The sequence below is a fragment of the Tetragenococcus koreensis genome (assembly GCF_003795145.1).
Classification (GTDB): Bacteria; Bacillota; Bacilli; order Lactobacillales; family Enterococcaceae; genus Tetragenococcus; species Tetragenococcus koreensis.
Genome location: NZ_CP027786.1, coordinates 716,695 through 738,744 on the forward strand (window position 1 = coordinate 716,695; position 22,050 = coordinate 738,744).

Consider the following 22,050-nt stretch of genomic DNA (forward strand, 5'->3'; position numbering starts at 1 on the left):
GCCCTTCTACTTTTCTTTGATAATTGCTGCAGCAGCTTGTTTTAACCGTTCTGCTTCAAATGGAGATAATACTCCTGTTAAAAGATAAACTTTCTGATAATCAAATTCCTGCAAATCCGTGTAAACAGCGGCGATTAATAAATCATAGGCTCTTTTCTTCGCTTTTTTTACAGTAACGTGTGGCATACTAGCCAATGTCTGTTTGATAAAGCGAAAGGCTTCTTCCGCTTGTAACGATCCATCATCTACTACACCAACAAGGACTTCTTTTTGTTGGCGCCTATGGTGGATATCCCAAATTAGGCCGTAAGAGTGGTCGAGCATTTCCCACTGTGAATGGGATACTTTACGTGAAAGTTCCTTTTCAACGATGGACATACATTGATCCATGGCTTGGACATCAATATCGGACAATAGTAAAGTATCCTCTTCATTAAAACTGATCTCCCCTTTATAAAAAACAATTTTTACATGGTTTTGTAAAAGAAAAGTTGCGAAAGTTTTGTCATATTCGATTTCTTTAGTAATTGTTTGATAAATTTTTTTATCAATAGCTAAAAAGTATTGAATAAAAGGAGATTCTATCCACCATTTACTTTCTTGCGGTAAAAGCCCTTCGGTAATAAAAAATAAATATAAATAAATTGCTTCATAATTCGTCCCAGGTAAAGCAAAACGACTCAAAAAACGCGCCAAAATGTTTTTTAGTTCTTGGTAAAAACCATCTTTTTCAATTTGTTGTAATATATCTTGGGAGATGTCGTATTTGGGTATTTGACGGTAATCTAATCGTCGTTGCATGATATGCAACCGTAAAAGCATCATTTGTTCTTGTTTTTTAGTAAATTGAAGTTGAAATTGGTTCTCAATGACATTGATTAAATTTTTAATTGCAGTATTTGTGATTAATGTATCCAAGCGTTCTGTTGGAATAACTCCGTTAAACAATTGAAAATAAAAAAGTTGAATTTGTAATTCACTGCCAGTTAATTTCTTATTTTTAAATTGAATGCCAAATTCTTCTAACAGCTGATTAATAACCTTTAAACGTCTAAAAATCGAAGCTTCGCTTACATTATTTTCCAAAGCTAACTTCGTTATGCTTATTACTTTTTCTTGGAAGATACTAACTAGCAATTTATAATCCAAAGCTTGTTTTAAATATGTATACAAAAAATTCTTAACAGAAAAGTGATTAGGCAAAAACAATTGCAAATAATCACTATTTTTTTTCACCAAATCAGCTTCTATATCAAATTCACGCAGAGCAACAGTTAAAGCAGTGATGCTCTTTTGTAGTGTTGGGTAAGAAACGTCAATTTGATCATTAAGTTCTTTTATCTTGATCGTTCGTTCTTTTTTTAAAAAATAATCAAAAATTCTTACTTGCACTTTATGGTCTTTATCAAGCAAATTAAGCAATCGCATCTTTTCACCTCGCTTCGCTGTTTGTTTAACCTACATAACAGTACAGTAATTCAAAAGTATAGTCCACTGCATTTTTGATTTCTGTTCTTCCTTGAAATAGCTGGTCGATTGTTTTTTCTAATTCAGTGGCTGAAAGTTCGTCTGCAAAGTACAAACGAAAGAGATCAACACTGATTACTTCACTTACCGAATAATGAAAAGACTTTGTCTGAAAGGGTCTTTTTAGCCAACGTTTATAAGTAGCCATCCATTTTAAATCACTTGGTTTACCATATAGCTTTTCTTCAATCGGCGAAAACAATTGATCTTCTTCTTGGACCAGACGCAAAATACAAACATACTTTTTGGCGATCCGTAACATTTCTATTAATTGATCTATTGAGGTCAATGCAGGGTTCATAGCGCTAAAAACCATATCAAACGTATGGTCTTGCGTTTGTGTAAAAAAGGCTTGTTGGCTGCTTTCGATTAATGACAGATTTTGATAGTGATAATTATTAGCCGCAATCTGTAACATCTCCGAAGATAAGTCCACCAGTACATAGTTTTGTACATGGGCAATAAAAGAAGGCACATACTTTCCATTCCCGCCAGCCAGGTCCAAAAAACTATCTTGAGGTAAAAGCTTTTGATGCATTAAAAAATCAGCTAGATCTTTTTGGATAGGCAGCTGTGATTCTGCTTGGATGTCTGTATATTCGCTGGCAAAATCATCCCAAAATTGTTTTAGTTCAGTTAAATCTTCGCACATATTTCTCACCTTTACTGATAAAAAAAGCCCGGAATATACTTCCAGGCTTTTTTTTACTTAATCTCGCACAATCAAAGGAACAAAAAACGGATAATGAGTGAAAAAATCTAAGATCGAACGACGTCGATTATTCGAATCAATAAATAAATGTGTCCTATTTTTCTCCGAATGGATATACACGTTTTGTTCTTGATTCAATTTTACTTGATAATTAGCTTGGCCGATTTTGTCAAAGTCGTATTCGCTTGATTCCATGGTAGTGATAAAGATGGAATCTAAAATACCTGTCGCCAAAGGAAATTCGCTTTCTAAATCTACCGAGAGCGCCCGCGTGTTATCTAAAAGACTCGGCGATACAGCAAATCCTAGCTTTTTAAAGTTTTCTAACAGGCGGTTTAAGTCATAGTTAATTAATGACAATTGATTACGAGAGAATATTTTTTCTGAATACCACAAACGAATTAATTCCAATACTTGCCGCTCGTCAACTGTAACTGACATTTCTTGTAAGTCTAATAAAATTAAAGGCATAAATTTGGCTGCAAAACGCGTATCGATAACGTTCATTTTAAAACTCAATGCTAATTCTCTTTTGTCTGTTAATTGATATTTAACCAAGAAGTATTTTGCCTGCCAGATATTATAGCTGTCGGTTTGTTTTAGTGTTGCATCGCTTAAAGGTCGCAGTAATTCATAAGTAAGATATGCTAACAGATTCGTTTTAGCAACTGTTGAAATGGCAGCATCGGTCACAATCAAGCGTCGATATTCATTTAATAACCCAGGAAAGTCAGCTTCTAATAACGCTTTACGCAAGCGCAGATCAGCTAACTCTTTTTCAGCAGAGGCAATCCAAGAAACCATTTCGGCATGATTTTGTGCTTTTTCCTCATAGTAAGGGTCCATCATTTGCTGAGTTTTTTTAAGCTCTGTAGACTTCTTTTTTTCTTCTTCACTCATGATTTATTCCCTCCTTTAGCTGTACCTAAATAAGATGATAGAAAATCTTGGATTTGTTGATTCATTACCTTTAATGAACCAAAATATTGTTTGATTAAACGAAATTCTTTGGTCACGACCGCCTGTTTTAGACGAATATCATGATGGCTTTTCATTAGCTGCTCTTTTTGTTTATCGATTTTGGTTTCATCTTCAACATAAGGCACCCATTCTTCTCTTTTTTCTTCTAATTCCAGTATTTTTTTGTCGAGTTCTTCTATCTCATCTTCAGTTTTATTGCGGTTAAACAAACCTTTTGAGTTTTCAACTGAAGCTTTTTCATTCTTATTTTCTTTTATCTGTTCATCAATTTTCGTTATTTCTGATTCAGCAGTAATGAGCTTTGCGTCCAGTTCATCCATTTCTTTTTCAATTTTCGTTAGAGCGTCACGCTTACCGGGGGCAAATTCTTGCCACTCTTTATCGATTTTTGGCAAAACAAAGATTTCCGGCGTGCTAGCATCAATTGCAATAGTGGGACGTTCACGGTAATAGTTTCCCAAACGATAATAATTTATAGTAGGCGAAACCTTTTGCGCATAATGAATAAAAGGAAAAGCCTGCGTAAAGCTATCATGAATTTTTTGTGCTAGCAATTCATCGATCTCATGATTTTTATTCGAAGTCTTTTTTAACTCTTCATGCAATTTTCCTTTATAAATACGATAAATTTCGGATATATTTTCATTTTGAATCGCTTCTTCAAAAGCCTGTAAATCCTTGAGCATCGAGCCAACATTTTGAAATGCGACTTCTTTAATCTCATCAAAGCTGGTATTCTGTAATCCATTTGCAGAAACTTCGTTATTCTCAGTTCTTGTTTCCTTTGACATAGTAGTAACCTCCTCTGCCTTTTTCCTTTTATCATTTTAACATGATTACTGCAAAAAAGCAGATTTCTACCTAGTGTTCTAATTTTATTTTTTACTAGGTATTTTTCAACCTTTTAGCAATACTCTCATTAGAAATCATATCAAAAATAATTAGTAGATGCTATTTTATTTATGATTCTTTAAAATTCTTGTTTAATCAATTGGACAATACTAATCCTTTTAGGAAATAAACATGTTAAGTATAAAAGAAAAAGAACTTCTTCATACTAAAAGAAGTTCTTACTTATTCATTTGGCTAAGTATTGGTAAGCCCAACGATCTCCGTGAGGGATGGGAAAGTTCACTTTGCCACGATAAACAAACCCTGCCTTTTTAATCGCCTTTTGCATGCCGATATTTAAAGGATAAGTGTCAATCCGAATATCATTAAAACCCGATTGTTGACTAACTGCAAGCAAATGAAGCAACATTTTTTTAGCAAGGCCATTACCTGTTAGACTACTATCAACAACTACACGATGAATGGATACGTAGGGTTGTGTACCTGACCAATTTCCCTCTTCAATGGCTGTGTATACTGGATCTTTTCCTGAGATCAAAGCAGCATAAGCGGTAATTTTCCCGTCTTCTAAGACATAAGCTGCGCCCTTTTTTATGTCTTGTTCAATTTGTGATTGTGTCGGTCCATATCCGTCTTGCCATTGAGGCGAGCCTTGCTCTTTGAGAGATGCTATTCCTCGGGCTGTGATTACCATAATTTGCGGGATATCGCTCATTTCCGCTTGCCTGAAAATCATTTTGTCACCTCTTACTACTCTTCAATTGTTTTTAATTTTCCTCGAAATTGTTCGATATTGGTATATCCTTTTGCTTCCATGATAACTTCTAACTCAGCAAGAATTCTAGCAAAAACCGAAGTCCCTTCTTTATATAATTGTGTTCCTATTTGCAACATCGAAGCACCGCATAAAAGATGTTCAAAGGCATCTTGTCCAGAAACGATTCCTCCAGTACCAATGATTTGGATAGACGGATTTAAACGAGTATAAAAAGCACGTACATTTGCCAATGCGACAGGTTTAATATATTGTCCGCCAATGCCACCGAACCCTTCTTTAGGTTTAATGACTACCTGTTCTTTTTCTGGATCAATAATCAATCCATTACCAACAGAATTAATTGAATTAACAAAAGCTAGTGGAAATTGGTTTAAAATGGTTGCCATTTGATCAAAGTGTGCAATGTCAAAATACGGTGGTAGTTTAACTCCTAATGGTTTAGTAAAAAAGGAGAACACTTCAGTTAAAATATTTTCTGTTAAGTCAAAATCGTAAGCTACTTGAGGTTTACCTGCAACATTGGGACAAGATAAATTCAATTCTGTAAACCCTTGAAAATCACTGTCCTCAAGCTTCTTTAATGTTTCAATATTTTCTTCCATACTCATACTAGCTACCGAGAAAAAAATAGGTTGAGACACCGTTTTTTGTCGCTTGCTAACGTAATCGAGATAGTAATCAAACCCTAAGTTAGGTAATCCCATAGAATTGATACTGCCTAAAGGTGTTCCATAGTATCTTGGTTCTGGATTTCCTTGTCTTTTTTGTCTAGTCACGCTTTTTGTTACAAAAGTTCCCGCTTTTGAATCTGCCATTTCATCTAGTTCCTCAATGGTCATGCAATGAACGCCAGAAGCGTTCATCAAAGGAGATTGAAATGTATAATTTTTGAAAAAAGTTTCAAACATGGCTTTACCTCCTGAGTAATCCAAATAATGTTTGTTAGTAGTTTATCCAACTTCAGAATAAAAAGCAATAAGAGAACGTATTTTTACGTTAGTCATTTAAATAGTAGAATCACTTTACACTAAAGCTTCTGGTTACAAAAAATCTTATCGGCCTCCATCTTTCTTGGTATATTTCTAAGTGCTGTTTTCTCTAATTTACTTTGTTAAAACTCCAATGTATTTCTTTAGAAGATGAAAAAACAACTTTTTATAGCGAATGACTGATAAAAATAAAAGAAAGACAGAATAAGTTTGTAAATCAATACAAACTTATTCTGTCTTTCTTACTAATTCGAACTAAGGCTACCCTTTTTATTTTAACTTATCTATAATTTAAACTACTTATATCTATCTTATTCCCAACGCAATTCGTGCATAGCGGCTCATTTTATCCGTGGTCCAAGCTGGGTACCAAACAAGCTTTACGTCGACATGGCTAACTTCTGGTACTTCTTGTAAAGCATCGTAGATCGACTCAGTTAATATGTCAGCTAAAGGACAACCCATAGTCGTCAGTGTCATTTTGATTTCTGTCTCTCCAGTTTCGCCGTCAAAATCAACTTCATAGATTAAGCCTAAATTTACGATATCAATTCCTAATTCTGGATCAATAACGGTTTCTAGTGCCATCAAGATGTTGCCTTTGATCTCATTAACTTCTTCTTCCGTTCTTGGCTTACTCATCTTGTTTCCCCCTCGGTTTTACTTCTAGTCAAATCATACCTTGTTTTTTGAAGTTTGTAAACGTAGCTTGTAGCTAACTTAACAATCTTTGAAATTACCGAAAAATTAACTCTTAAAAGTAATAAAGAGGTAAAATTCACCTTCGATGGGCGTATTTTCTTCCACCCGTAATGAGGTTATTGCTAAAGTTAGCTTGACGTTTTTATTTTCTGTTTCAAAGATTAATTCTTTAGCCGGCAGTGTCTCACTATTCCAATCTTCAGTTAACTTTTTAAGTTTACGCAAGAAAGTCAGATCAAAATTAATTAGTGTTTGATCAGCTTCATCAGATAAATGTAAGACGGTATTTGCGTCTACTGTTTCGTCCCAGACCAAATGATATTTTTCCTTGTTATACGTCATTGCTAGTTGATCTTTGTTATCAGGGATAAACGTCCCGTCAGATATTTGTAGCGGAACCATTATATCAGCTTTTTCTACGTTAAACTCTTGCGTAGAATCATTAGTCATCTCTACAAAAAACTGCCTTGAGGGTTGTTCAACGTCATTATTTTTATCATAACGATATGGTTTAAAACCAAAAACTTCAGAAAATTCGTTCCCATATAAACTCGAATTTGGCAAATAAGAAATGTTGTTAAGATACTCGGTTTTTCTTAAGTATTGAACACTTTTGACAATTTTTTCTTTGTCTTGATTTGAGATCGACTCACTAGGGTGAATTTGGTTATTTTCCAACATATTATTTTCTGCTAGTACATTATCTAATTGTTGAGATTGACTAAAATTTCCGACGGGTACAGCGCCAATTCCTGGCAGGATCGATATGATGGTCAACGCAAGTAGCAATAAAGGAGTAATACGTATTTTCATTGACTTAAAGATATACAAAACACTGGAAATAAATGAAAAAAGCAATAGTAAGCTAATAAAGTAGCGGCCATCAGTTATACCGAAGCGTTGTATTGTAAAAATAGTTGCTGTCGTTTGAAAAAGTGTCACAATCAAAAGCAATATTGGAAAATATTTTTGAAAAAATTGGACCATCTTGTTGGAAATGGTCTCAATTAAATACAGGGTTGACCAACCTGCAATAATATAACCGTTTAACAAGGGCTCTAATAATTCATCTTCCCAAAAGCTGCCGGTAATATTTTTTACAATATACAATATAAGGATCATTGTATAAGCAAGAATCACAGGAATTATGATATAAGATAATAACACTTCAAAAAACTTTGGCATGTGAACGGCTTTTTGGTAGTTCTCATTTTCCTTCTCTTCTTTTATCGGAAATACTGGCAAAAGTGAAAGAAAATAAAGAGGAAAGAACCCACACCAAACAATAGCAGCGATCCATTCATAAATTCTATTATTAATTCCGCTAATCAAAAAACTATATGTCCCTATTACAGCGTATATACCAAGCATCAGTACAAGTGCTGATAAAAGAGCAGTGAAATGAGCTTTTATAAAGAGAAACAAACTTTTTGAAAACGCAACGAATGACTGTTTGATACTTGGTATCCAAACGACAGCAGCCAATAGAATTAAAAATAGAATAGCTGTGCGGACTTCTGTTGGGTAATTATTCAACGTATTTGCTTGCAGATAAAAGTAATAGCCAAACGAAGCCATTAAGCCCATAAAATAAATGACTGCTTTTTGTGATAACTGTTTAATCTGTAAACGTTCAATGAACAATTGCATACAAATACCTAATAATCCGGCAACGACACTTGCTACAATTTCTTCTTGCTTTCCCTCCCCTTCGATAGTAATTAGTGCGAAAATCGTTGTCATTGCAAAAGCAGTCGTTGGAAACCAAAAACGCCAAACTGCTGTCGAAATAATTTCTAAACGTTTTTGTATTCGACTGATTACTTTCATTCAGACCACCGCCGTTTTTTCGTTTATTATACCATCTTTGCGGTTGCTATTATTCAGGAGTCAATTGAATCTATCCCAGAAAGCATTGATTTCCTTTTTTAACTGTTCAGGACGATGACAAACTTTTGCTTGTTGCCAATGAGCAGGAAATAAACGACGATATTGTTGGGTGGTAAAACGCTGATCTAATAACAAGATAATCCCTTTGTCCCTCGCATCACGAATAACACGGCCAGCAGCTTGTAAGACTTTATTCATTCCTGGCAGTTGATAAGCATATTCAAATCCTCTACCTTTTTTCTCATCAAAATATTCTTTGATTAATTCTTGCTCATGGTTCATTTGTGGTAAACCAACTCCAACGATGATACTGCCAATCAAGCGAGGCCCTTTTAAATCAATTCCTTCTGAAAATATTCCACCTAGTACACAAAATCCAACTAAAGAATGTTTGGCTTCTGCATTAAATTTTGCTAAAAAATCTTCTCGCTCCTGTTCGTTCATTTGAGTATCTTGGATAACGACATCTATATCGGGAAATAGCTGATGAAAGGTTTGGTAACAATCATCTAAGTACTTATAAGATGGAAAAAATACTAAATAATTTCCCTTTTTCGCGTAAACGGCGTCTGCTATCGTTTGGGCGATTGGTCGGTAACTGTTACTCCTTTGTTTATAAGTGGTTTGGATATAGTCAGCAATAAATACTTGCTGGTTCTTTTCTGGAAAAGGGCTAGGCAAGCGGTAACGTAATGCTTCCCGATTTCCTCCTAACACTTCTTGATAATAGGTTAAAGGCGTCAAACTAGCAGAAAAAAGTAAACTTGCTCTTCCCTTATTAAGGGTATCAGCTAAAAAAGGAGCTGGTGACATACAGAATTGCCGAATTTTTAAATCGTTGTACATAATTTCAATTGTCGTTTCATAAGTATCATCATAAAAATCATTGATTTTTAAAAAGTGTAAAACTTCAAAATAAAGATCTAATACTTTTTCTTGCTCTAGACTTTCAGGATTAGCTGCCAGCCATTCCTTAGTTAACTCGCTAAAACGGAATAGTAGCTTAATTAGCGTTTCGGCCGATGCACTTTGGTGATGGAATGTCCATCCCGCTTCTGCGGCAGTATCTTCAATGGACGCGAATTCTTCTTCAATCTTGCGCAGACTTTTTTGAATCTTTTTATCGTTTTTAGAAAAACTTTTTAAAACGTTTTTAAAAGACTGACGATAAATAGAAGCTGAATACATTTCTCGCGAACGATTTACCAAATTATGCGCTTCATCAACTAAAAAGTAGTAGTCTTCATTATTGTCTTCAAAAAAACGTCGTAAATACACGGTGGGATCAAATAAATAATTATAGTCAACAATAATAACGTCACAAAAAAGACTAACGTCAAGTGATAATTCAAAGGGATCGAGTACATGCTTTTTTGCGTAAGCTTCGATTACCGAGCGTGTTATTTGGTTTTCGCTATGTAAAATATCCCACAACGCTTCATTAATTCGATCATAATAACCTATAGTATAAGGATTGTCAGCCGGATTGCTTTCATTTTCTTCTACAAAACGAATTTTATCTTTAGCGGTAATCGTAATACTCTTAACTTGAGCTCCTTCAGCAGCTAAAGCATCCAATGCATCTTCAGCTACTTGACGTGTAATTGTTTTAGCTGTTAAATAAAAAATCCGATCAGCGCGGTCTTCTCCTAATGCTTTAAACGCTGGAAAAAGCGTAGATATCGTCTTACCAACGCCTGTGGGCGCTTCAACAAATAACTCTTGTTGAGTACGTAAAGTTTTATAGGCTGCTGTAGCCAATTCTCGTTGTCCTCTACGAAATTCTTCATAGGGAAATTTTAATTTCGTTAATGTTGTATTACGCTCCCTGCGCCAATCTGCTTGGAAAACTAACCACTTATGATACTCTTTCATTAAATTATCAAAGAAATCTTTTAAAAAACTCCAATCATAAGAACGTCTTTTTCGAGTGGTTTGTTCTTCAGTTGTTTGGTAATAAGTCAGTTGCACTTGAATCTTTGATAAATCATTTTGTAAACAGTAAATATATGCATATACCATTGCTTGATAGTAATACATTTCAATTTGAGATTCTTCTAAATCTTCGAAACGTACTTCTGAGGTTTTAATTTCATCAACAATCCATAATTCGTCTTCTTTAAAAATCCCATCTGCGCGACCTTCAACAATAATTTTATCGTTTTCAACGGTTGCTTCTTCTTTTAGGAAAACTTCTTTTTGATATGTTTCACCTGCAGCTTTTTGTAGCTTACGATGAATCCGGGCTCCTTCTTGTGCTGTATGGGTACTGGTCGTTTTCTGATTATCGAGATTTCCTCTTCGTAAAATGAATTCAACAAGGTTTCGTACGGAAATTTTCCCTTGAAGCATGCTGACACCTTCTTTCAAGCTATCATTATAAAATACTTTTGTTCATTTTAACAGCAGGTTTAAAAAAACGACTCATCTTCTTTGTTTGTAGGTATAATTTACGTTATACTTAAACTAGTATCTTTTATAGAGGAGGGCTTTCTTTTATGCATGTAGTACGGTTGGTAACAGGCGACATTGAGGAAAACTGTTATCTTGTGTGGCAAGACCAATCACTTTTAATTATTGATCCAGGTGCTAATGCTTCTGTTATTCAACAACAAATTGAACAAACTAGAGCTACACCTATTGCAATTTTATTAACCCATGCTCATTATGATCATATTGGAGCTGTTGACGATATACGTGATGAGTATCAAATTCCAGTTTATATTAACCCACTAGAAATCGAATGGTTACAGCATCCTGTATTTAACTTATCAGAAAGATTCCCCAAAGATAAGCAAGTTATTGTGCGACCAGCAGATTATAAATTAGAACTGCGGGATTATACGTTAGGCGACATGTCGTTTAAAGTCGTTCCCACCCCTGGCCATTCGATTGGTAGTGTGAGCTTTATTTTTGACGATTTTGTGGTTTCTGGAGATACTTTATTTAATGGCAGTATTGGTCGAACAGATCTGCATACGGGTGATTTTGAACAGCTACTTGAAAGTATAAAAACGCAGTTGTTTACTTTGCCTGATGATTATAACGTTTATCCAGGACACGGACTGTCAACTACGATCGGATATGAAAAAGCAATGAATCCTTTCTTCATAAATTAATTAATCAAGGAGTGAACCAAAGATGGCAAAAACAGAATTATATGTAGTAAGACACGGTAAAACAATGTTTAATACAGTACAACGGGTGCAAGGTTGGTGTGATACCCCGCTAACAAAAACTGGCGCAGAAGGCATACGTTACTTAGGGTTGGCTCTTAAAGATACTGATTTTAAAGAAGCCTATGCGAGTGATTCCGGACGTGCTATTGAAACTGCAAGAATTATTTTAGGAGAAAATTCTCGCGGACCCCAAATTCCTTTTCGTGTAGATAAACGTATACGTGAGTGGTGCTTTGGTTCTTTGGAAGGCGGCTATGACGCTGAAATGTGGGGAGTTGTTCCTAGAGTCTTAAATTTCAAAAATTATGATGAAATGATTGATAAAGAAACCACTTTTAAAGAAATCTGCGAAGCAATCTATGATGCAGACACAGCAAATTGGGCAGAAACTTACGATGAATTAAGCTATCGCGTGCATACTGGTTTTGAAGATATTGCTCACCGCGTAGAAAAAAATGGAGGTGGCAAAGCGCTGGTCGTCTCCCATGGTTTGACAATTTCCTTTTTATTAAATTTAATTAATGAAGAAAGCGACGTTCGGATGGATTTAGCAAATGGTTCTGTGACGCATTTGACCTACGAAAATGGTGAGTTTAGTTGCCAAGAAGTTGGTTCAACCGCCTATATTGAAAAAGGGAAAGAAATTGCTCAAGCACATTAAAAAAGTAAATTAAAATAAATTTATTAAGCAAGTTTTTAAAACTTGCTTTTTTTTATAAAAAATTATTTATAATCCTTTCTTTTACAGGTATACTTATCTTTGGCATTATTTAAGAAGGGATTGAAAATATGTTTTTTACAAATATTATTAAAGCTATTATTTTAGGGATCATTGAAGGAATCACAGAGTGGTTACCTATTAGCAGTACAGGGCATCTTATTTTAGCTGACGAATTTATTCGCTTAGAAGCAAGCGAAGCATTTATGACAATGTTTAATGTTGTGATCCAATTAGGCGCTATTTTAGCTGTAGTCGTTTTATATTTTAATAAGCTAAATCCATTTGCTTCAAATAAGAACACGGTTCAAAAAAATGAGACGTGGCAGTTATGGTTTAAAGTAATCGTCGCTATCATCCCTTCAGGTATTATTGGAGTTCTTTTAGATGATTGGTTGGATGCTAATTTTCATGCATTTTTACCAGTAGCTATCGTACTAATTGTTTATGGGGTTGCCTTTATTCTCGTGGAAAAAAGAAATCAAAATAGACAGCCGAAAGTTGCGCAATTAAACCAAATTACCTATAAGTTTGCTTTAATTGTCGGTATGTTTCAAGTTCTTTCTTTAGTTCCCGGAACATCTAGATCTGGCGCTACCATCTTAGGTGCAATTATAATTGGGGGTTCACGATTTGTTTCAACGGAATTTTCCTTTTTCTTAGGAATTCCTACCATGTTTGGCGCTAGCTTTATTAAGATTCTAAAATTCATTGGTACTGGAAATAGCTTTGACTTTCCTGGCACTGTTGTTTTATTAGTAGGAACAGTTATTTCCTTTATTGTCTCGATCTTGGCTATTAAATTCTTAATGAATTACATTAAGAAAAATGATTTCACTGCATTTGGCTGGTATCGCATTGTTTTAGGAGTGATCTTGATCCTTTACTGGGGAATCGCTATGTAACATCTAATTTAGATAAAACAATCCCAAGAAATTAGTTTAATGACTAACTTCTTGGGATTGTTTTACATCTAGATTTATTTTTCAAGTATTTTTAATTGTCATGCCATCAATCAAATCTACAGCATCTTCATTATAGTTTATAATTAATTCAAATTCATCGTAAATTTCTTTCCATTTTACAATTTCTAGAACGTCTTGTTCTTCACTAAATAAACGTTTCTTTAAACGACTGTACAAACGATCCCCTTGTGATTCAACTTCATTAACATCAGAGATCAATTCTTTTAAAGTCTTAGAATTTTTAAATTTAGGAAATTCTTTCATTGCCTCATGCACACCTTTAGCTGCTTTTGTGACTAAGGCGGCAAATTTATCTGTTTCTGCGCGCATTTCGGTAATCACGAGATTTTCAAACAAATACGTCATTGCATTAATTCCATCTAAAATGTCATCTAAACGCTCAGAAACCACTAGAATATCTTCACGTTCAATAGGTGTAATAAAGGCATCATATAACTCGTTGGTTAATTCTTCAACTATATGATCACTTTTTTTTTCAACTTCGTGGATTTTTTCCGCCTTTTCCGCAAAATTGTCAGTGGAGTAATTATCCACGATTTCTTCTAAGATCTCTGCTGCGACATGTACATTTTCAGCAAGCTGCGTCATTTTCTTAAAATAGTTATATTGTTTTTTTCTTCCCACTTTAATCTCTCCTTAAAAAATTGCCACGAAAAGTTTGGCCATGATATAAGCAATCAGACCACAACCTGGAAATGTCAATAGCCAAGCTGAAATCATTTCTTTTACAATCGACCAATCTACGCTTGACATGCGTTTAGAAGCACCCACGCCCATGATCGCTGTTGTTTTTGTATGTGTTGTAGAAACTGGAATACCAAAAATAGAGGCGAAAAATAAGCAAATTGCTGCACTTAAGTCAGCGCTAAAACCCTGATAAGTTTCAAGTTTTACCATGTCCATCCCTACTGATTTGATGATCCGCATGCCACCAATTGAAGTACCAACGCCCATAGTAAGCGAGCAAAGCGCCATAACCCAAATTGGGATAACAAAGCCATTACCTGTTTTTTCAGCTAAGCCATTATAATATAAACCCAGCATAAAAACGCCCATAAATTTTTGCCCGTCTTGTGCCCCATGTAAAAAAGCATTGGCAGCAGCTGAAACGGCTTGTCCCCAAGTAAAAAATTTATTAGCCTTTCTTCTAGAAGCATCACGAAATAAAAAAGTTATTAACTTAGTGACAAGATAGCCTCCACCAAACCCCAAAATAGTTGATAAAACTAAGCCAATAATGACCTTTGTCCACTCTTGCCCATTAACTGCGTCTAGACCACCTAAGGCCATAGCAGAGCCAGTCAAACCTGCGATTAACGCATGCGATTCGCTCGTTGGTATGCCAAAATACCAGGCACTTACGGCCCAAACTACAATAGAAAACAACGAGGCTGCTAAGGCAATTTGGGCAACGCCCATTTGTCCTTGCGCTTCAAAAGATACAATGTTACTAATTGTTTCTGCTACTTGCGCATTAAAAAAGGTCATTATTAACGCGCCCATAAAGTTCATCACAACTGCAATTCCAATAGCTGTATTTGGTTTTAATACTTTAGTTGATACGGCTGTGGCAATCGCATTGGGTGCGTCAGTCCAACCATTTACAAAGACAACGCCCATAACAAGCGTAACTGTAACCACTAATGCAACGCTCAAAATTTACACCACCATTCCTAAGTTCGCAGTTATCATAGCACAAAAGTAGGACTTTGTGGAAGTTAATTTGTTTATCATTCATTTTTTTGTTTAAAAATGTAAAAAGAATTGTTGCTGCTAGGTTTAGTCAAATTTATAACGTCCTTTGTGTAAAGTAAAAATTCTTTGCAAGTTGTTATTGCAAACGACTTGTGCATTCTGTATAATGACTATTGTTGAATTATACGTTTATTTCGTATAATATTTTCTACTTCGGAGGTGAAATAAATGCCACAAATTAAAGGTGCAATTAAACGAGTTCGCCAAAATGAAAAAGTTACTCCTAAAAATTCAGCTCAAGTAAGCGCAATGCGTACTGCTATTAAACATGCTGAACAAGCTGCCAAAGAAAATTCTGATAATAAAGAAGCGTTGTTTAACGATGCTGTAAGAGCAATCGACATGGCTGAATCAAAAGGTTTAGTTCATAAAAACAAAGCTGCCCGTGATAAATCACGTTTGAGCAAAGTTGTCGCAAAATAATTAAAAGGGATTTGAAGTCTGTCATTAAACTTCAAATCCCTTTTTTTTATGCTGTTTTTAAAAGAAATAGCTGAAATAAGAATTCTTTATCCATTTGTCCTGTTTTTATTTTATAATCATTTTCGATTAACTCATCATATAACTGCGTTAAAGTTTTAATATTCATCTTACGAACTTGCTGAATAGCTAGTTTAACCCGGTAAGGATGAACGTTTAAGCTGCGGGTAATATTACCTTGCTGATACCCCATATTCAATAAGATAGCTGTTTGCAAGTAAATTCGTATCTGACTAATCAAAATGGCATTAATTTTGATGGTCTCTTCCCCTTGTATATGCAGATCTTCATATAACTGCAAAGCTTCTGCCGTTTTGCCTTGCAATACATAATTCGTCAAATCAAATACATTATCTTCTAATGACTTTGGTACGAGTTCCTCTACGTCTTTTTGACTGATATGCTTTGTTTTTGCTGCAAATAGTTGAAGTTTTTGTAGCTCTCTCATTACTTTCGTTAAGTTCGCGTCTGTCAGACGAATAAACAGTTCAAAAGCATTCCGATCCATACTGATTTGATCATTATCTAGCGTCTGTTGTAAAAAGCGACGTACTTGTGCTTCGTTCATCGGTTCTACATCGATAACTTCGGCATACTTTTTAAATTGTTTAGAAACTTTCTTACGTTCATCGAGCTTTACATACTCAGCGAAAAACACCAGAATTGTTGAATCCACAGGATTTTTTAAATAGGATATAAGTCGCTCTACATCATGCTCAGGTGCGTTTGCCTTTTTTTCGGCAGTTAAAATAAACGGATTTTCAACAAAAATCAAACGATAGTCACCAAAAAAGGGCATGGATTCAGCTTCGTCAAGAATTGCATCCACTGGGTCTTCTTCCATATCAAATTCGGCAAAATTTAAGTCATCAACATCCAGCTGCAAGCTTTCAATAAAAGCTTGACGAATTTGCTTTTGTAAATATTCCTCTGTCCCCAAAACCAGATAGGTTGATTGAAATTTTTGGTCATGGATTGCTTGTAAAGCATTCTGAACATTCATAAACGATTCCCTCTTCTTATTTTTCCTACGTTATCTACTTGCCATTATTTTTTTAATTGCTCACATCCAAAAATATCATATCATGAAGAAAAATGAATTACTACCCTTCTTTTTGTTGTGAAATAGACATCTTAGGCGCAAACATTTGCCATGAGTAACGAATCATTCCTTGCTCATCTGTTCTTAAAATTTGAACCTGATGATCCTGTAAGGTGTCGACAACTTCTGGGTGCGGATGGTTAAACCGATTGTCTTTTCCGCAAGAAATAATTCCCTGTTTAGGTTGTAGCTGTTTAATAAATGCTGGCGCGGTTGAAGTCCGACTGCCATGGTGTCCTAGTTTTAAGACATCTGCTTGTAATCCAGGATAATCTTGCATCACCTTTTTTTCGCCAGCTTGGTCTAAATCACCAGTCATTACAAAATTTACACCATAGATTGTGGTCCCAATGACTAATGAGTCTTCATTCTCCCCTTTTCCAACATGTTCGGGCGCTAAAACATGAAGTTTTAGTTTTTTTCCAACTTGGTCTTTACTACCGGTCTCTTTGACAATGGTATTTTCCGTCAAGTTTTTTAAAAGTTTTTTGATGTTGGAACTTTGTTGACTTCCCTTACCTAGATAAAGTGTTTCAATCTTAAATTCTTCCATTAATTTTTGCGCATCGCCCATATGGTCCGTATCACCATGGGTTAGAAATAAACCGTCGATTTTTTTGACGCCCTCCCCTTTCAAGTAAGGAATTAATGTGTACTCTGCATTCGTACGATAATTTCTACTTTGCCAATTGTCTTCAAAAAAATTCACCTTGCCACCGGTATCAATGACATAGACCTCTTGTTTAAAAGGAGTTTGAATTACGATACTATCTCCTTGACCCACATCGACAAAGGCAATTGAGGTTTCTAATGAGCATACTTGAAAAGCGACCAGCACAAGCGTCGGTATAAATAGCCAGCGTTTTCGATAATTTTGATAGATGTAAACACCTGCTACTAAAGCTAGTATAGTTAAAATAAGTGAGGGTTGTCCTGTAGTTAAAACAAAGGATTTAGTAAAGCTAAGCAAATGTTCAAAGAAAATAATGATTTTTTCCAATAAAATCTCTGGTATATTAGAGGAAAATCCTAATAGTTTAAAAAAGCAAGTACTAACTAATAAGGGTAATAGTAATTGACTGAATAATGGAATAAACAAAGCCGTTAGTAAGCCACCTAAAATGGGTAATTCAAAAAACATATACATAATTAATGGAGCAGCCAATAAGGTAATTTCTTGAGAATGAAAGAGTTGTTGCCATTTCGTTTTTAGCCTAGGCTGATCTAGTAAAATCACCCAAGATATCCAAAGCGATAAAATGCCAGAAAATTGTAGCAACGTTTTAGGATCATGTAACAGTAATAAAAACAACACAATGCTGAAACGGTCTAAACTCGATAGATGGATATTCATCTCTTTAAAAAGTAAACGCAACATATACATAAGAGCTGCCCGCCAGACACTGACGGTTTGTCCAAAAATGACGATACTAAGGGCGATGAACAAGAAAAAAATGCCTCCAAATTCGGTGAAAGTTAACTGTGTACGACGCAGAAAATAAAATATCCAGCCATAAAACAGATAAACGTGCATACCTGAAATGGTAAATAAATGTAAGATTCCTGCACTACTATATATTTCTTTAATTTGTTGAAAACTCGTATCACGATAACCAAAAAGTAAAGACAATATATAAGGAGTAGATTTTTTTGCAAAATTTTCCTGTACCCAATCAATGCCACAAGCACGCCACTGTCTTAAGATAGAAGTTCGGCTTAAAGCACGTTTATTTTGTATTTCTTCAATACGAAAAGTTCCTAGTTTATGGTTAGAAAAGGCAAACCATTTTCCGTCAAAACCGTGTAAATTACGTTTTCCCTCTGTAGGTAAAAATGCACCTTTCGTTTGTATTTCTTTACTCCAGTTGGCACGCTTTTGCCAATTTTTTTGTTCTGCTTCACTTGCAACTTGGTACTGCACATCAACTTTCCATTTGTCCATTTTCCCTTCAAAAGAAACTAAGTCGCCGTTAATTTTAATTGTATCATTATAAATTTTAATTTTTGTAGTCAGCTTTTCTTCGGGTGCTGGTGGGGTTGGTAAAGCACTGATTTGTGTCCTTAACAATAGAAAAAAGCTGCAAAAAATACAGAGTAATCCTAAGACTACTTGTTTTTTGCAGCAGATCACAAATAAAAAGTAAAGACTAACTAATAATAAAAACGGTTGATGAAGTAAGTAAGCATTCAATAAACTAGCAGCTATGGCTATAGGAAAAAACAATTGGTTTTTCCAAGAAAGATCAAGGCTGTTCTTCATTTAATTGACCAAAAGATAATTTTTCAAAATAATGAGGTTCAAGTTCGACTTGGTGAACAGATCCGCCGACTTGCTCAATTAACTCTAAGCCATAAGGATCATTATGATAATTATGAAGATAATGAATTGTCTTAACACCTGCTTGCAATAGTGCTTTAGTACACTGCAAACAAGGAAAATGTGTAACGTAAATTTCGGCGCCTTCAGTAGAAATTCCTAATTTAGCACATTGTAATATCGCATTCATTTCTGCGTGAATTGTACGTATACAGTGGCCGTCAACTAAATAACAACCATCGTCAATACAATGTGTATCACCGGAAACCGAACCATTATAACCACCAGCAATGATTCGTCGGTCTCTGACCAAGGTAGCACCTACTTCAAGACGAGTACAAGTGCTTCGTAAGGATAAGAGCAATGCTTGAGCCATGAAGTACTGATCCCAGGGTATTCGTTTATCTGTCATCTTTTACCTCCTTGTTTTGTTTTAACTATATTTTAATTGATTCACGCAATTTTTCAACTGTCTTTTCACCAAAACCTGAAACTTCATTTAATTCATCAACTGTTTCAAAAGGTCCATTTTCCTCACGATAATCTATGATATCTTGCGCCTTAGCTGGTCCAATACCGCTTAATTCTTGTAATTCGGTTAAATCTGCTGCATTAATATCAATCATTTCTTCAGTTTGACTTTCTTCTTGTACTTCTCCTGCTACTTCCATCTCCTCAGCTTCTGTTTTGTTTGGGACGTAGATCATTTGTTGGTCACTTAATTTTTCAGCTAAATTTAATTGTTTTTCTTCAGCATTTTTAGTGAATCCCCCTGCTTCTAAGATGACTTCTTTGACCCGAGCATCTCCTGTAAGCTCGTATACTCCTGGTTTATTGACCTCTCCTTTAATATCAACCATAATTTTACCTGTTTCTTCGGTTTGCTCTTCAGTGGTTGTAGTCATTTGTTGGAACGGTTCATCAGATTTCTCCCAAGCAGTTTGCTCCTTATTTGTTTGGGTAAAATAAAAGACAATGGCTACTATTAAAATAAAAATGCCTATAATTAAAGGCAAAAATTTTTTCATCCGTTCCTTAATCGTCACTTTGTCCTCCTCCTTTCACTTATAAGTACGCAAAAAAACACCAAATCTTTTTAACAATCGAAAATTTTTTTCAAAAGTTAAAAAGTTTGGTGTCTAAATGAATTCTTTTATTGCTGGTATAGATGTAACTCGATAATCGGCTTGAATGTCGGTAAGTAAATTTTCGTTATCAAAAAATAAGGTTTGAACACCTGTATTTTTACCTGCATCCACATCCAAAGCACGGTCACCAATCATAACCGTAGTTTCAGGATCTAATGAATACTTATCCAGCAAATAATTCAATGCTTCCGGATCAGGTTTTCTTGCAAAATTATTTTCTGGTCCCACGATTTCTGTAACCAAATCAGCTAGTTGTTCATATTCTAATAACTTTTGCGTTGAAGCTGACAGTCGATGTGTTAGAATCATGTTCTTTTTGTTATTAGCAACAATTTTTTGTAAGACATCCTGCGTTCCTGCAAAGCTTTTAGGAACATAGGCAACTTTTTCTTCATGCTTTTTGGCTTTTTTAGATAGTTCCGTAAAGTCTAATCGATATTTTTCAGCAATCGCAGCCGAAGAATACTCTTTTAAAATACGGTAAACTTCTTCTTTACTACTTTCAATACCATAATCTTTTAAAGCTAAGACATAACCTTGTACAATCATTGGATAGGTGTCAAATAGCGTCCCATCAAAATCCCATATAAATGTATTAAACAAATAATTTACTCCTTTATTTTTTTATTTACTTGTTTATTTTATCACGCTTTATTTGTAAGTGCTATTGGTTGTTAAAATATCGAATAAGAGAATATTTTTTCTTTTACCAAAATTGTGTTATATAAAAACAAACAGCCAGAATTATTTTTCTAGCTGTTCATTATTATAATCGCTTAAAACGTCATTTGTTCGATTCGATCAAAGGCTTCTTTTAATACAGAAATTTTCTGGGTTGCAGCTAAGCGTACATGATGGTTACCAGTAGTAACGCCGAATGCCTTTCCAGGAACTACAAGTACTTGAGTTTCCTCCAATAATTTCTTGGAAAAAGCAACAGAATCTAATTGAGTATCAACAATATTAATAAATGCATACATCGATCCTTTTACTTCCCCTAAATGAAGAAAATCAATGGCATCCACACGCTGTTTCACATAATTAAGCCGTTCTTTAAAAACATTGACTACCTCAGGAATAAGCTCATTAGCATGATTTAAAGCATAAATTCCAGCTTGTTGTGAAATCGCTGGGGCAGAATAGGTGATATTTTCGTTAATCAACTTAGCTGTCTCACTAACATAAGTTGGTGCAATCATATAACCGATCCGCCATCCCGTCATAGCAAATGACTTTGAAAAACCACTAAACGTAATCGTATTTTCAGGAGCAAAAGTTGCCATTGGCGTGAATGTATCATCGAAGACCAATTCCTCATAAATTTCATCTGAAAGGATAAACACCTCATGCTCAATCGCAATATCTGCGATTTTTTGAAACGTTTCTTGTGAGAAAACTGCGCCAGTTGGATTGTTAGGTGAATTAACCACGATTGCCTTTGTACGACTCGTAATTGCCCGCTCAAGCATGGCAGCCTCTAATTGAAAGCCATCTTTTTCATAAGTAGGCACGATAACTGGCACACCACCGGCTAATTCAATTTGGTCTTTATAGGGTGAAAAATAGGGTTCATGAATAATCACTTCGTCACCGGGATCAAGAATAGCTAAAAATGTTAAGTACATTCCATGCATGGCGCCCACTGTCGCACGCACTTGGTCAGCGGAAAAGTCTAAATGATAACGATTCTTGTAGTGATCGATCACTGCCTGGATAAAAGCAGCACTTCCATCTGAGGCAGTATAACGAGTATGACCAGCTTTGGCATCCTCAAAGGCTTGATTGATGATACGCTCATCGGTGATTAAATCTGGGTCCCCGATGGATAAATCAAGCAACCCTTCTTTACTTTTTGCCAATGTGCCAATATTCATCATAATGTTTTCTGCTGGTTCTTGATATTTTTTTGCTAATTTAAAACGATCCACGAGTAA

21 protein-coding genes are annotated in these 22,050 nt (G+C 35.1%); 4 read left to right on the forward strand and 17 right to left on the reverse strand.

The window, feature by feature from the left end:
* Positions 1-6 precede the first annotated feature (6 nt).
* From C7K43_RS03415 to C7K43_RS03455, 9 genes are all read right to left on the reverse strand, one after another.
* Positions 7-1,428 (reverse strand): AcpB/EbpR/MafR family transcriptional regulator, encoded by a 1,422-nt coding sequence (locus C7K43_RS03415; protein WP_124005571.1) that lies wholly within the window; start codon positions 1,426-1,428, stop codon positions 7-9.
* A 25-nt stretch (positions 1,429-1,453) separates the two neighbouring features.
* A complete protein-coding gene (locus C7K43_RS03420) occupies positions 1,454-2,179 on the reverse strand; it encodes a class I SAM-dependent methyltransferase (protein ID WP_124005572.1) in 726 nt (241 codons plus the stop codon).
* 57 nt (positions 2,180-2,236) lie between these two features.
* The gene (locus tag C7K43_RS03425; RefSeq protein ID WP_124005573.1) at positions 2,237-3,139 is read right to left on the reverse strand and encodes a hypothetical protein; all 903 of its coding nucleotides are present in this window, start codon (positions 3,137-3,139) and stop codon (positions 2,237-2,239) included.
* Positions 3,136-4,011 carry a coiled-coil domain-containing protein gene (locus C7K43_RS03430; RefSeq protein WP_124005574.1) on the reverse strand — a complete coding sequence of 292 codons (876 nt, stop codon included), beginning with the start codon at positions 4,009-4,011 and terminating at the stop codon, positions 3,136-3,138. Before C7K43_RS03430 ends, C7K43_RS03425 begins: the two co-directional genes overlap by 4 nt.
* Before the next feature lie 287 nt (positions 4,012-4,298).
* Complete coding sequence (locus tag C7K43_RS03435) at positions 4,299-4,808, reverse strand: GNAT family N-acetyltransferase (protein WP_124005575.1); 510 nt, start codon at positions 4,806-4,808, stop codon at positions 4,299-4,301.
* A gap of 14 nt (positions 4,809-4,822) precedes the next feature.
* Entirely contained in the window at positions 4,823-5,758 is a 936-nt protein-coding gene (locus C7K43_RS03440) for a dihydroorotate oxidase (protein ID WP_124005576.1), read from the reverse strand.
* Positions 5,759-6,145: 387 nt separating this feature from the next.
* Positions 6,146-6,481, reverse strand: coding sequence for a metal-sulfur cluster assembly factor (locus C7K43_RS03445; protein WP_124005577.1), 336 nt, complete (start codon positions 6,479-6,481; stop codon positions 6,146-6,148).
* A gap of 105 nt (positions 6,482-6,586) precedes the next feature.
* Positions 6,587-8,371: a DUF4153 domain-containing protein gene (locus C7K43_RS03450; protein ID WP_124005578.1), complete on the reverse strand. Its 1,785-nt coding sequence runs from the start codon at positions 8,369-8,371 to the stop codon at positions 6,587-6,589.
* A gap of 60 nt (positions 8,372-8,431) precedes the next feature.
* Positions 8,432-10,783 carry an ATP-dependent DNA helicase gene (locus C7K43_RS03455; protein WP_124005579.1) on the reverse strand — a complete coding sequence of 784 codons (2,352 nt, stop codon included), beginning with the start codon at positions 10,781-10,783 and terminating at the stop codon, positions 8,432-8,434.
* A gap of 146 nt (positions 10,784-10,929) precedes the next feature.
* On the opposite strand from C7K43_RS03455, the gene C7K43_RS03460 reads away from it, so the two are divergent.
* The 3 genes from C7K43_RS03460 (at position 10,930) to C7K43_RS03470 (ending at position 13,233) form a co-directional block, all read left to right on the forward strand.
* Positions 10,930-11,550 (forward strand): MBL fold metallo-hydrolase, encoded by a 621-nt coding sequence (locus tag C7K43_RS03460; protein ID WP_124005580.1) that lies wholly within the window; start codon positions 10,930-10,932, stop codon positions 11,548-11,550.
* A 22-nt stretch (positions 11,551-11,572) separates the two neighbouring features.
* Entirely contained in the window at positions 11,573-12,271 is a 699-nt protein-coding gene (locus C7K43_RS03465) for a histidine phosphatase family protein (RefSeq protein WP_124005581.1), read from the forward strand.
* Positions 12,272-12,399: 128 nt separating this feature from the next.
* Positions 12,400-13,233: an undecaprenyl-diphosphate phosphatase gene (locus C7K43_RS03470; RefSeq protein ID WP_124005582.1), complete on the forward strand. Its 834-nt coding sequence runs from the start codon at positions 12,400-12,402 to the stop codon at positions 13,231-13,233.
* Between the two features lie 81 nt (positions 13,234-13,314).
* Here the strand turns inward: C7K43_RS03470 and C7K43_RS03475 are convergent, their stop codons facing one another.
* A complete protein-coding gene (locus C7K43_RS03475; protein ID WP_124005583.1) occupies positions 13,315-13,938 on the reverse strand; it encodes a DUF47 domain-containing protein in 624 nt (207 codons plus the stop codon).
* Positions 13,939-13,950: 12 nt separating this feature from the next.
* The gene (locus tag C7K43_RS03480; protein WP_186810692.1) at positions 13,951-14,970 is read right to left on the reverse strand and encodes an inorganic phosphate transporter; all 1,020 of its coding nucleotides are present in this window, start codon (positions 14,968-14,970) and stop codon (positions 13,951-13,953) included.
* A gap of 267 nt (positions 14,971-15,237) precedes the next feature.
* Between C7K43_RS03480 and rpsT the strand changes: the two genes are divergently transcribed.
* Positions 15,238-15,492, forward strand: coding sequence for a 30S ribosomal protein S20 (rpsT, locus tag C7K43_RS03485; RefSeq protein WP_124005584.1), 255 nt, complete (start codon positions 15,238-15,240; stop codon positions 15,490-15,492).
* A 46-nt stretch (positions 15,493-15,538) separates the two neighbouring features.
* On the opposite strand, the gene holA is transcribed toward rpsT, so the two are convergent.
* From holA to C7K43_RS03515, 6 genes are all read right to left on the reverse strand, one after another.
* Positions 15,539-16,552, reverse strand: a complete 1,014-nt coding sequence (holA, locus tag C7K43_RS03490; RefSeq protein ID WP_124005585.1) for a DNA polymerase III subunit delta — start codon at positions 16,550-16,552, stop codon at positions 15,539-15,541.
* A gap of 100 nt (positions 16,553-16,652) precedes the next feature.
* Positions 16,653-18,875, reverse strand: coding sequence for a DNA internalization-related competence protein ComEC/Rec2 (locus C7K43_RS03495; RefSeq protein WP_226996726.1), 2,223 nt, complete (start codon positions 18,873-18,875; stop codon positions 16,653-16,655).
* A 19-nt stretch (positions 18,876-18,894) separates the two neighbouring features.
* Positions 18,895-19,380, reverse strand: coding sequence for a ComE operon protein 2 (locus tag C7K43_RS03500; protein WP_124005587.1), 486 nt, complete (start codon positions 19,378-19,380; stop codon positions 18,895-18,897).
* A gap of 25 nt (positions 19,381-19,405) precedes the next feature.
* A complete protein-coding gene (locus C7K43_RS03505) occupies positions 19,406-20,014 on the reverse strand; it encodes a helix-hairpin-helix domain-containing protein (RefSeq protein WP_124005588.1) in 609 nt (202 codons plus the stop codon).
* A gap of 93 nt (positions 20,015-20,107) precedes the next feature.
* Positions 20,108-20,719 carry an HAD-IA family hydrolase gene (locus C7K43_RS03510; protein ID WP_124005589.1) on the reverse strand — a complete coding sequence of 204 codons (612 nt, stop codon included), beginning with the start codon at positions 20,717-20,719 and terminating at the stop codon, positions 20,108-20,110.
* 173 nt (positions 20,720-20,892) lie between these two features.
* Positions 20,893-22,044 carry a pyridoxal phosphate-dependent aminotransferase gene (locus tag C7K43_RS03515; protein WP_124005590.1) on the reverse strand — a complete coding sequence of 384 codons (1,152 nt, stop codon included), beginning with the start codon at positions 22,042-22,044 and terminating at the stop codon, positions 20,893-20,895.
* Positions 22,045-22,050: the final 6 nt, after the last annotated feature.

Bases quoted from the DNA above. Each gene is read 5' to 3' on its own strand.
- C7K43_RS03425 (WP_124005573.1), bottom strand. From the start codon at position 3,139: ATGAGTGAAGAAGAAAAAAAGAAGTCTACAGAGCTTAAAAAAACTCAG.
- C7K43_RS03445 (WP_124005577.1), bottom strand. From the start codon at position 6,481: ATGAGTAAGCCAAGAACGGAAGAAGAAGTTAATGAGATCAAAGGCAAC.
- C7K43_RS03420 (WP_124005572.1), bottom strand. From the start codon at position 2,179: ATGTGCGAAGATTTAACTGAACTAAAACAATTTTGGGATGATTTTGCC.
- C7K43_RS03440 (WP_124005576.1), bottom strand. From the start codon at position 5,758: ATGTTTGAAACTTTTTTCAAAAATTATACATTTCAATCTCCTTTGATG.
- C7K43_RS03460 (WP_124005580.1), top strand. From the start codon at position 10,930: ATGCATGTAGTACGGTTGGTAACAGGCGACATTGAGGAAAACTGTTAT.
- C7K43_RS03500 (WP_124005587.1), bottom strand. From the start codon at position 19,380: ATGACAGATAAACGAATACCCTGGGATCAGTACTTCATGGCTCAAGCA.
- C7K43_RS03415 (WP_124005571.1), bottom strand. From the start codon at position 1,428: ATGCGATTGCTTAATTTGCTTGATAAAGACCATAAAGTGCAAGTAAGA.
- C7K43_RS03470 (WP_124005582.1), top strand. From the start codon at position 12,400: ATGTTTTTTACAAATATTATTAAAGCTATTATTTTAGGGATCATTGAA.
- C7K43_RS03435 (WP_124005575.1), bottom strand. From the start codon at position 4,808: ATGATTTTCAGGCAAGCGGAAATGAGCGATATCCCGCAAATTATGGTA.
- C7K43_RS03450 (WP_124005578.1), bottom strand. From the start codon at position 8,371: ATGAAAGTAATCAGTCGAATACAAAAACGTTTAGAAATTATTTCGACA.
- C7K43_RS03455 (WP_124005579.1), bottom strand. From the start codon at position 10,783: ATGCTTCAAGGGAAAATTTCCGTACGAAACCTTGTTGAATTCATTTTA.
- C7K43_RS03430 (WP_124005574.1), bottom strand. From the start codon at position 4,011: ATGTCAAAGGAAACAAGAACTGAGAATAACGAAGTTTCTGCAAATGGA.
- holA (WP_124005585.1), bottom strand. From the start codon at position 16,552: ATGAATGTTCAGAATGCTTTACAAGCAATCCATGACCAAAAATTTCAA.
- C7K43_RS03465 (WP_124005581.1), top strand. From the start codon at position 11,573: ATGGCAAAAACAGAATTATATGTAGTAAGACACGGTAAAACAATGTTT.
- rpsT (WP_124005584.1), top strand. From the start codon at position 15,238: ATGCCACAAATTAAAGGTGCAATTAAACGAGTTCGCCAAAATGAAAAA.